The 10,140-nt window shown below is 69.2% G+C and carries 6 protein-coding genes; 1 reads left to right on the top strand and 5 read right to left on the bottom strand.

Annotation, left to right across the window (positions count from 1 at the left end; genetic code table 11):
- Window positions 1-45: 45 nt before the first annotated feature.
- The 5 genes from ACFW16_RS32850 to ACFW16_RS32870 form a co-directional block, all read right to left on the bottom strand.
- Window positions 46-807 carry a class I SAM-dependent methyltransferase gene (locus ACFW16_RS32850; RefSeq protein WP_380313273.1) on the bottom strand — a complete coding sequence of 254 codons (762 nt, stop codon included), beginning with the start codon at window positions 805-807 and terminating at the stop codon, window positions 46-48.
- 11 nt (window positions 808-818) lie between these two features.
- The gene (locus tag ACFW16_RS32855; RefSeq protein WP_380313274.1) at window positions 819-2,636 is read right to left on the bottom strand and encodes a polysaccharide pyruvyl transferase family protein; all 1,818 of its coding nucleotides are present in this window, start codon (window positions 2,634-2,636) and stop codon (window positions 819-821) included.
- On the bottom strand, window positions 2,629-4,770 hold the full coding sequence (locus ACFW16_RS32860) for a polysaccharide pyruvyl transferase family protein (protein ID WP_380313275.1): 2,142 nt from the start codon (window positions 4,768-4,770) through the stop codon (window positions 2,629-2,631). Before ACFW16_RS32860 ends, ACFW16_RS32855 begins: the two co-directional genes overlap by 8 nt.
- A gap of 685 nt (window positions 4,771-5,455) precedes the next feature.
- A complete protein-coding gene (gene ligD / locus ACFW16_RS32865) occupies window positions 5,456-8,101 on the bottom strand; it encodes a DNA ligase D (protein ID WP_380313276.1) in 2,646 nt (881 codons plus the stop codon).
- Between the two features lie 65 nt (window positions 8,102-8,166).
- A complete protein-coding gene (locus ACFW16_RS32870; RefSeq protein WP_380313277.1) occupies window positions 8,167-8,865 on the bottom strand; it encodes an MgtC/SapB family protein in 699 nt (232 codons plus the stop codon).
- Window positions 8,866-9,002: 137 nt separating this feature from the next.
- Here ACFW16_RS32870 and ACFW16_RS32875 point away from each other — a divergent pair, with 137 nt between their 5' ends.
- Complete coding sequence (locus ACFW16_RS32875; RefSeq protein WP_380313278.1) at window positions 9,003-9,884, top strand: Ku protein; 882 nt, start codon at window positions 9,003-9,005, stop codon at window positions 9,882-9,884.
- Window positions 9,885-10,140: the final 256 nt, after the last annotated feature.

The following is a 10,140-nucleotide window of genomic DNA, read 5'->3' on the forward strand; positions in this document are numbered from 1 at the left end:
GCGAGCAGGTCTCTCGGCAGCAGAGCACACGGCTCAAACCATATCTCATGAGATATATGGAGCTTCTCCGACCGACCCGTTCCCCTCCACCTCCACGATCCCGACCCGCGATTCGATCTCCACGGCCGACACCACCCCCTCCGCCTGCTCGATCTCGCGGAAGCAGCGGTACATGCCGTCGTTAAAGCGGATGTCGTCGAACACCAGGATCCAGCGGCCGGCCAGGCGCGGCAGCAGCAGCTCCGCCTGCGCCTTGACGATCTCGCCGACATGGATGCCGTCGATGAAGGCGATCCCCGGCCGGCCGAAGGCGATCTTCGCCCCTTCGAACCCCGCCTCGAAGGTGTCGGCCACCGCAGTGAAGCGAGGGCTGATGGCCGCGAGGTTGGCGCGGGCGATCTCCTGCCACTGCCGGTTCGGGTCGAAGGTGACCAGCCGGCCGCGGCGGTTGGCCGCGAGGCCCGCCAGCCAGTACATGCCGGAGACGCCGAAGGCGGTGCCGATCTCGACCACCGTCCAGGGCCGGAACCGGCGCGCCAGCCGGACATAGAACCGGCCGTATTTGTGGCTGGTGCGGACGCTGTTGCTGGACCGCTTGAAGCTGTCGTCCGATGCGGTGAAGTCGCGATAGCCTTCCCAGAGGTCGAGCGGCCCGAGCTCCTGCGTCAGCCGGGCGCGCTCGGTGATCAGCCGCTCCTTGGCGAAGGGGCGGGGGCGGACGAGATCCGCCACCACCTCCTCGCTCAGGAACGCGGTGTCCCGCCGCCGGCGGACCACCGCCAGCGGCACCTGTGCCGGTTCTCCCATCCCGGACCGGGTCAGGCCGCGAGCGGGAACGGGCAGGCCTCGCGCAGCGCGGCGAGGTCCGGCATCCGCTCCGGCACATAGGTGCACAGCCGCGCATGGTCGGGCGTGACCGTGCCCAGCTCCGCCAGGTCGAAGGGCTCGACATCCTTCAGCCCGACCGAGGCGAAATAGTCCTCGAACTTGGTGTTGCCGCCCGGGATCTGGGTCTCGCTGGTCGACATCACCGCCCAGCCGACCGGGATGCCGTAGGCCTGCGCCACGATGAGGCCGTGCAGCGAGGTCGAGATGATGTGCTCGCATTCCGAGATCTCGTCGAGGAACGCCTCGATGCCGTCGTAGGAGCCGCGCATGATGTCGATCACCTTGACGTCCGGATGCACTTCGAGCGGCGCCGCCACATGGGTGAAGTGGCGGATCAGGCCGAGCTTGTGCTTCTTCGTGCCCTTCGGCTGGTACAGCTGCGGCAGCAGGAGGGCGACGTCGCCATAGACCTGCGGGCACTTCCCGCCGCTGTCGAGCACCAGGCGCCGGGTCAGCGGGCCACGCACCGCCTTGTATGCCGCCTCGGGATGCAGCTTGTCGGTCAGGCGCGGGCTGCCGGTGCCCCAGACCGGCGTGCCCTTCTTGGCGAACTTGATCACCGAGCCGATCACCAGCGCGCCGCTGCCCGCCGCCACCCAGCGCGGCGGCCGGCCGGTCAGCTTCTCGACGATGTAGGGGTTCAGGATGTCGCCGAAATTGCCAGGATAGGGCTGCTCCATCCACCACAGCTGCGGCCGCTGCTTCAGCGGCAGCTCCCCGGCCTTGGCCCGCTCCTCCAGCCCCAGCCGCAGCATCCGGCCCTGGGCGAAGGCCTTGGCCTTGGCGGTGCCGTGCTCCGCCAGCTCTCCGGCATAGCGCTGGCCCTCCTCCGGCAGGTGGAACTCGATGCAGAAATCCACCACCCGCTGCAGCAGGGCGGACAGGCGGTCGCTGTATTCGCCCTCCTGCCGCAGCTGGGCGACCCGGCCCTCATACAGCGCCAGCGCCGCCTGCTCGCCCTCCTGCCGGCGGGCCAGCCGGGCCAGGGTGTTGAGCGGGTCGTCCTGCGACGGGTCGAGATCGGTCATCTTCTTCAGATAGACCGCGGCGTTCTGCAGCTTGCCGGCCTTCAGCTCCTGCTCGGAGATCGCCTTCAGCACCCGGTACTGGCGCGACGGCTCCAGGATCGGCGCGTCGTGCTGGGCCACCTCCTTGACGAAGTCGCGGACATTGCCGCTGTCGCCGAAGGCGAACCAGGCGTCGGCCGCCCCCAGTTTGTCGCCCCAGGAGAGCCGCTTCGGCGGCAGCAGCGTGACCTGCAGCTGCTCGGAATGCGCCCGCCAGGCCTCCTCGAAGAAATAGTCGTCGGTGCCGCGCTCCTTGCTGCCCTTCTCCAGCTCCACCAGCTGCTCCAGCAGGCGGCGGGTCGGCGCCGTGTAGTTGAAGAACAGGAACCCGGGATGGAACGTCCGCGCGAAGATGAACGGGTCGTATTCCCGGAAGTACTTGAAGTTCCTCAGGAAGGCCGCGAAGTCGCTCTCGCTGCGCAGGAACGGGTCCGGCCGCTTGATGATCCGGGTGTCGATGTCGACCCAGATGATCGGCCGCTTATGCTCCTCCAGCTTGCGGGAGTAGTAGTTGACCTTGTAGCGGCAGATGTCGGCCCAGTTGGCGTCCGGCCCGAGCTTCACCTCCTCGAAATCGTACTCGATCTCGAGCTTCTTGCAGTCCTCGGCCAGGTGGTAGGCGGAGTCGTAGTAATACTGCTTCCCGCCGTAGAAGCTGACGACGACGGCTTCCTTATCCATGGTGCGCCTCTTCGAGCTGGAGCAGCAGGGTGGTCTCGTCGAGCTGGGCGATCTCGTAGATCGGCCGCTCGACCAGGTCGGACTCGGCGAAGGTGAAGATCCGCCGGCCCTCGCGGGCGATCTCGGAGCCGAGGAAGCTCTCGATCGCGTTGCGCACGGCCGGCAGGTCGGCCGCCTCGACGATGACATGCGGCGAGCGCGAGCGGATCGCGCGGATGCAGTCCGCCCGGTCCTTCGCGGCCTGGCCCGACAGGCGCAGCCGCACCAGGCTGGCGTCGTCGCAGGCCTTGGACAGCTGCTTCGGGTCGGCGGCATCGCACAGCTTGATCGCCGCCCCGCCGCCCTTGCCGTTGAGGGCGCGGTACTGCTTCAGGATCGGCTCGCCCTTGCTCTTCTCATAGGCGACCGACACCGACCCGGCCTTGGAGACCAGGGAGCCGAAGGCGGAGGCGAAGTAGAGGAAGCCGGGGTCGAGATCGACCACCCTGTCGCCCGGCTTCAGCACCTTGGCGGCGCAGGCCAGCGTGCTGTTCCGCCACCGCCGGGCCTCGATCTCCGACAGCTCGGCCTCGATGCCGTCGGCCGGCACGGCCAGCTGGATGGCATCGGCCGTGGTGACGACGACATGGTCCGGCAGCACGATCTCCTGGTTCTTCGGCGGCTCCTCGGCGGCTGCCGCCGCAGGCTCCGGCGCCTTCGCCGCGGGCACCGGATCGATCGCGATGGCCTCGACCGCGACGACCGGCTTCCGGTCGAAGGCGGCCGCGAACCGCTCGACATTGTCCAGCGCGCCCGTGATCGCGGCCGACCGCTCTTCCTCGCCGACCGGCTGGACGAACTCGATCGCGTCGCCGATCCGCAGGTTGCGGTTGGCGTGGTCGAGCAGGATCGCGGCGCGGGTCAGCGACGGGAACCGCTCGGCCAGCGCCCGGCCGCTCTTGCTGGTCGGGCCGCAGACCTGGACCAGCGGCGTCCGCCCCATGACCGAGAACAGCAGCCCATGGAAGCGGGAGCTCACGGCCAGGCCGGCCGAGGCGTAGAGGTCCATGATCGCCGAGACGTCGAACTCGGCGGCCTTGACCACATGGATCTCGCGCCGCTGCCGCAGCCGCTCGTAGATCGCCTCGTCGTCGACCGAATGCACGACGCCGACCACTGTGTCGTAGCCCTTGCCGAGGGCCTCGAGCGTCTCGTCGAGATAGGCGTCGATCGTGCTCTCGCGCTTGGCCAGCCAGCTCTCCAGGCTGTGGCTGAGCGACAGCACGGCGAGGTTCGGGTCGCGCCGGACCGGCACCGGCCGCGGCCCGTCCGCCAGCAGCAGGGCCAGGTCGCCGGTGGTGTGGACGTTCTTCAGCCCCACCGTCTCGGTCAGGATGGTGGTGTCGCTGTGCTCCCGCGCCGTGACCAGCCGCGCCAGCGACAGCGTGTCCTTGTAGGCGGCGGCGCCGAGCGTGGTCCGGATCCCCTGCGTGCCGACGCCGAGCACGGCGGAGGGGATGCCGCGCTCATAGGCGTAGCGGATCGGCGCCGTGTAGTTCGAGACGTTGCTGAAGCTGCTGTCGTAGAGCAGCCCGCCGCCGCCGACCGCCAGCAGGTCGGCGCCGTCGATCACGGAGTAGTCGGGGTTGGGGCCGACCAGCTCGACCTCGTCGAAGCCGTTCCGGTACAGGACCTCGCGGGCGCCGAAGCTGACCGCGTCGTCGCCGACATTGCCGACCCCGAAGGCCGAGACCACCACCGCCCGCCTGTTTGCCGAACGAGGCCGCACGCGCATGTCGCGCTTGACGTATTCGAGCACCGGCTGGGTGTGCCGCCGCCGGGCGACGTCGAGCACCGACGGCTTGGCGCCGGCGGCGTGCCTGGCGAACACCACGAAGACCTCGTTGGCGTGCACGATGTCGCCGTGGATCACCAGCGCCTGCAGGATCTGCCGCGGCAGGCGCGGCATCAGGCCCTTGTGGACGATCGCCCGGTCGGGGACCGGCGATTTCAGCTGCGCCGCCGCGCTGTATGGAATAACCCGGGCGTTGGCGAGATCCTTCGACAGGGCTTCGAACAGATAGTCAGGAACGAGAACCTCGTCTCCCGGCGCAAGCTTCAGCGACGAGATCATATCCTTGTGGTGCTTATCCACTGTCCCCTCCGAGAAACCGGTTGAAAGGGGGAGGGTGGCGCGACCAGCTTTCCCGCGGGTCCGGAAGGGCCTCTTCCGGACCCGCGGGCATGACGGGCTGGCTCCCGCCGGCAGTGCGGCCGGGCGGGCGGTGGCTGTCATCGCTGGAAACGCGGAAACGTCGGCGCTACGGGGCGTCGGGTCTCGGTCTGGGACGCCGGTGGTCGATCGATTCCATCTGATCCCCCTTCACTGAGGTGCGCGGCCGCCATCAGCCGTCCGGACGGATCCGGGATCAGCTGACAATCGCGACCGCCTTCCCCGGGTTGGGTCCCCAGATCAGGCACAATGGCGCCGAAGCGCCATTCGCCCCGCAGGCTGAACGCCTTGCGATAGGTTAGTCGGCCGCAGGCCACCGGATCTTTTTGACACCGTTCATGTTGCAGCGCAATCAGTAATTCGTCTGCTCTTTCCACTGCTAATAAAGATCATAATTTATATTATTGTCTGCTAATTGCGATTTCGCATTGCCCAATTTTTATGCATTCTTTATTTGGTCACACACCCTCAACTTTCTATATTAGAATCATGCGGCAGAAGCGGCAACCCTGTATCGATCATTCCTTTCGGTGAAAACCATCAATCCTGGTTTTCATTGTGGAATTACAGATGGTCCTTCGCCGAAGTCTGGCCGGTGCCTGCGGGCTCAGGCTGCCGCCTTGCGGCGCTCCAACCGCCGGATCGCATCGGCGAGCGGCCGGGCGGCATCGTCATAGCCGTCCCAGGCGGCGCTCTTCGCCAGCAGGTCCGGCGCGGTGCGCAGGGTGTAGCGCTTCGGGTCGAGGCCTTTGCGCACCCGGTCCCAGGTCAGCGGCATCGACACGGTGGCGCCCGGCCGGGCCCGCGGCGACAGCGGCGCCACCGCGGTCGACATCCGGTCGTTGCGCAGATAGTCGAGGAAGATCCGGCCCCGGCGCTTGTCCTTGGCCATGGTGACGACGTAGCGGTCCGGCGCGTCGCCGGCCATGCGCAGGCAGACCTCCTTGGCGAAGCCCTTCGCCTCCGGCCAGTCCGGCCCGCCGGCGCGGGAGGCGGCGAGCGGCGTCACCACATGCAGCCCCTTGCCGCCGGTGGTCTTGCAGAACGGGACCAGGCCGACCGCCTCCAGCCTGTCCTTCAGCTCCCGCGCCGCCTCGACCACCCCGGCGAAGTCGACGCCGGGGCCGGGGTCGAGATCGAACACCAGGCGGCCCGGGCGGTCGGGAACGCCCGGCCAGCAGTTCCACGGATGCAGCTCCAGCGCGCCGGACTGCGCCACGGCGGCCAGCGCCTCGATCCGGTCGATCTGGATATAGGGCTTGCGGTCGCCCGACACCCGGGCGAGGGAGATCAGGCTCGACGTGCCGGGCATGGCATGGCGCTGGAAGAAGATCTGGCCGCCGATCCCGTCCGGCGCCCGCAGGATCGAGCAGGGACGGCCTTTGATGTGCGGCAGCATCCAGGGGCCGACCGCCTCCAGATACAGCGCCAGGTCGTGCTTGGTGACCGGCTCGCCATCGCCCGCATCCGGCCACAGCGCCTTGTCGGCCTTGGACAGGGCCACGCCCATGACCGTCGCCTTGGCCACGCCGCCGCGGCGCGCCGGCCCGGCGGCCTTGGCCGGCGCCGGCTCCGCCAGTTCCGTCCCGGCCGCGGGCGCCGGCGTCTCGGCCTCGACCTCCTCGGCCGGCTTGTCCTCGCGCAGGCCCTTGAACGAGGCCTGGCGCACCATGCCGGAGCCGGTCCAGCCGGCGAATTCGATCTCGGCCACCAGCTCCGGCCGGGCCCAGTGGACGTTGCGCTCCTTGCGCGGCGCACCGGGGCCGGTGAAGGGCGAGGTGTCCGATTCCACCGCCTTCAGCCGCGGCAGCAGCCACTCCACCTTGGCGGCGCCGAAACCGGTGCCGACCCGGCCGATATGGACCAGATGGTCGCCGCGATGGACGCCGACGAGCAGGGACCGGAAGCGGTTGCCGGTCGTCGACCAGCCGCCGATCACGACCTCCTCGCCGCCGCGGCACTTGGCCTTGGTCCAGCGATCGCTGCGGCCGGACTGGTAGGCGGCGTCGAGGCGCTTGGAGATGATGCCTTCGAGATGCAGCCGGCAGGCGGAGCGCAGCACGGCCTCGCCCGCCTCCTCGAAATGCTCGACGTAGCGGATGGTCGAGGTGGCGTCGCAGCCCTGGTCCTCCAGCAGCTCGCTCAGCCGCGCCTTGCGCTGCGACAGCGGCTCCGGCCGCCGGTCGCGGTCGCCCTCGACCAGCAGGTCGAAGGCGAAGAAGATCAGATCGCGGCTGCGGCCCTCGGTCAGCGCCACCTGCAGCGCGGGGAAATTCGGATGGCCGTCCTCGTCCAGCGCCACCGCCTCGCCGTCGATGATGCCGTCCGGCCAGCCCTTCGCCGCGTCGGCGACGGCCTGGAAGCGCGCGGTCCAGTCCAGCCCCTTTCGGGTCTTCAGCGTCGCCTTGCCGCCTTCGATCCGCAGCTGCAGGCGATAGCCGTCGAACTTGATCTCGTGCCCCCAGCCGGCGCCGCCGGGCGGCCGGTCGACCGACAGGCACAGCTCCGGCGGGATGAAGTCCGGCATCGTCGAGGCGGCGGCCTTCTTCCGGCGGCGCGGCGCCGGTGCCTCGGCGGCCTTCTCCGGCTCGGCCGAGGATTCCCAGACGGCATCCGCCCGCGCCGCCTTCCGGCCGCCCAGCATGAAGGGCTTCGGGCCCCGGCCGCGCCCGCCGGCGATCTCGGCCATGGCGCGGCCTGAGGCGACCGACCGGTCCTCGGCCAGGACCACGTCGCCATCGGCCTCGACCGCGTGCTCGTCGCGATGCTTGATCAGGAGCCAGTTGCTGCGCTTGCCGCCGGTGCGGTCGCGCTTCATCCGCACCAGCACCCAGCTGCCGTGCAGCCGGTCGCCCTCCAGGGCGAACTTCAGCTCGCCCCTGGCCAGCTGCTGCTGCGGCGAGGCGCGGCCTTCCGGCGTCCAGAAGCCGCGGTCCCACAACTGCACCGTGCCGCCGCCGTACTGGCCCTTCGGGATCGTGCCCTCGAAATCGCCATAGGCCAGCGGATGGTCCTCGACCTCCACCGCCAGGCGCTTGTCATGCGGGTCGAGCGACGGCCCCTTGGTCACCGCCCAGGACTTGAACACGCCGTCGAGCTCCAGCCGCAGGTCGTAGTGCAGCCGCGTCGCCGCGTGCTTCTGGATGACGAAGCGCAGCCGGTCCGACGGCGCCACGCCGCCGGCGCCGCTGGGTTCGGAGGTCTTCTCGAAATCGCGCTTGCGCCGATAGGTCGACAGGCTGTTCTTCGCCATCGCCTTCGCCCGAATGATCCGCTGCCCTGGAAACGATTCATGCGAAGCGGCGGTTCCGGAAGCGCCTATCGCGGCGACCAGATGCCCTCCCGCACTCCGGGGGCGGCAAACAGCTTCTCGATGGAGCCCGGCAGATCGTTGTCGGCCAGGTATCCCCGCCACCGCAGATCGTAGCGCAAGGTCCGGCATCCGGCCGCCGGCTGGACCGTGACCGTGCTGGTGGCGATGCGGAAGCCCGCCTGCCGCAGCGCGGCCTCGACGTCGCGGACGCCGAGCCGGTCCTGCTCCACGGTCAGGCTCAGCTGCGCCTTGCGCTCGTGCTTCACCCGGTCCTCCAGCCATTTCAGCCCTGACAGCACGGCCAGGCCGGCGGCGAAGGCGATGCCGCCCAGGATCAGCTCCCCGGCGCCGAAGCACAGCCCCATCACGGTGACGAACCACAGGGTCGCCGCCGTGGTCACGCCCATCACCAGGTCGCCGCGGTGCAGGATCGCGCCGCCGCCGATGAAGCCGATGCCGGACAGGATGCCGAGCGGCAGGCGCATCACATCCATCCGGATGAAGGAATCGTCGGCCTTGCCGGTGGTGGGGAGAAGCAGGTTGGCCAGCACCATCGAGAAGGCGGCGGCGAGGCAGACCAGGAGGTGGGTGCGCAGCCCCGCCGGGCGGCCATGGGCGCCGCGGTTCCAGCCGATGGCGGCACCGGCGATGGCGGCGAGCGCGAGCCGCAGCAGGAGGTCGGGCCAGGTCGGATACAGCGGCATGGTCGAAGCCCTCACGAATGACGCCGGGGCGATGCGGAGCGCCGCATGGGATTCAACATCGCGGGCCGGCCGGCGTTCCGTCGCCGGAACCCGTCGCCGGCCCCGGCCGTTCGTTCTGAGAGACCGACGAGGATGCCATGGCGCCGCGCGCGAACTGGAAAGGCACGCTGAAGCTGGGCTTCCTGTCCTGCCCGGTGGGGCTGTACACCGCGGTCGGCGGCGGCGACGAGATCCATTTCAACATGGTCAACCGCCGCACCGGCCACCGGCTGCGGCGCCTGTTCGTCGATTCCGGGACCGGCAAGCCGGTGGAGCGCGACCAGCAGGTGAAGGGCTACGAGGTCGACACCGACCGCTATGTCGTGCTGACCGAGGAGGAGATCGAGGCGGCGATTCCGGACAGCACCAAGACCATCGAGATCGAGGCCTTCGTCCCGCGCGACCAGGTCGACCGCGTCGCCATCGACCGGCCCTACTACCTGGCGCCCACGGACGCCGTGGGGTCGGAGGCTTTCGCCGTGATCCGCGCGGCCTGCGAGAAGGCGGGGGTGGTGGGCATCGGCCGCACCGTGCTGTTCCGGCGCGACCGGGTGCTGATGCTGTGCCCGGAAGGGCCGGGCTTCCTGGCCAACCTGCTGCACTTCGAATACGAGATGCGCGACCAGGCCCAGGCGTTCGACGACATCCCGGAGATCAGGATCTCCGGCGAGATGCTGGACCTGGCCAGGCACATCATCGACCAGAAGAGGGGCAGGTTCGAGCCGGCGGCGTTCGAGGACCGGTACGAGACGGCGCTGATGGAGCTGATCCGCGCCAAGCAGCGCGGCGAGACGATCAAGCCGCCGGCAGCGCCGAAGCGCGGCCAGGTGATCGACCTGATGGCCGCGCTGCGCGAGAGCGCGGGGGTCGCCGCAAAGTCAGGCCGGAAGACCGCGGCGAAATCCAAATCCGCGGCCAAGAGCAAGACGAAGCGCAAGGCCGCACCGGTCGCCCGTGCGCCGCGACGGAAGGCCGGTTGATCGTCGGGAAGAGCGTTGCCTCTCCCGCGGGCGAGGCCTTTTGCGCTCGCAATGACGGTGTTGAACTTCGAAGGCTGCAGCCGGCGAACACGATCGCAGTAGTATTATCGGTCGTTTTCGTTCATGATATGTTCCATGGACGAGGCGCCCTCCGAACCGAACCGGCCGACCGATCCCGACATGAACTGGACGGGCTGGGCGCTGCGCCTGCTGCGCGACGCGGCCGAGATCGACATGCGCTGCAAGCGGATGACCG

This window comes from Inquilinus sp. NPDC058860 (assembly GCF_042743185.1).
Classification (GTDB): Bacteria; Pseudomonadota; Alphaproteobacteria; order DSM-16000; family Inquilinaceae; genus Inquilinus.

Bases quoted from the DNA above. Each gene is read 5' to 3' on its own strand.
- ACFW16_RS32875 (WP_380313278.1), top strand. From the start codon at position 9,003: ATGGCGCCGCGCGCGAACTGGAAAGGCACGCTGAAGCTGGGCTTCCTG.
- ACFW16_RS32855 (WP_380313274.1), bottom strand. From the start codon at position 2,636: ATGGATAAGGAAGCCGTCGTCGTCAGCTTCTACGGCGGGAAGCAGTAT.
- ligD (WP_380313276.1), bottom strand. From the start codon at position 8,101: ATGGCGAAGAACAGCCTGTCGACCTATCGGCGCAAGCGCGATTTCGAG.
- ACFW16_RS32850 (WP_380313273.1), bottom strand. From the start codon at position 807: ATGGGAGAACCGGCACAGGTGCCGCTGGCGGTGGTCCGCCGGCGGCGG.
- ACFW16_RS32870 (WP_380313277.1), bottom strand. From the start codon at position 8,865: ATGCCGCTGTATCCGACCTGGCCCGACCTCCTGCTGCGGCTCGCGCTC.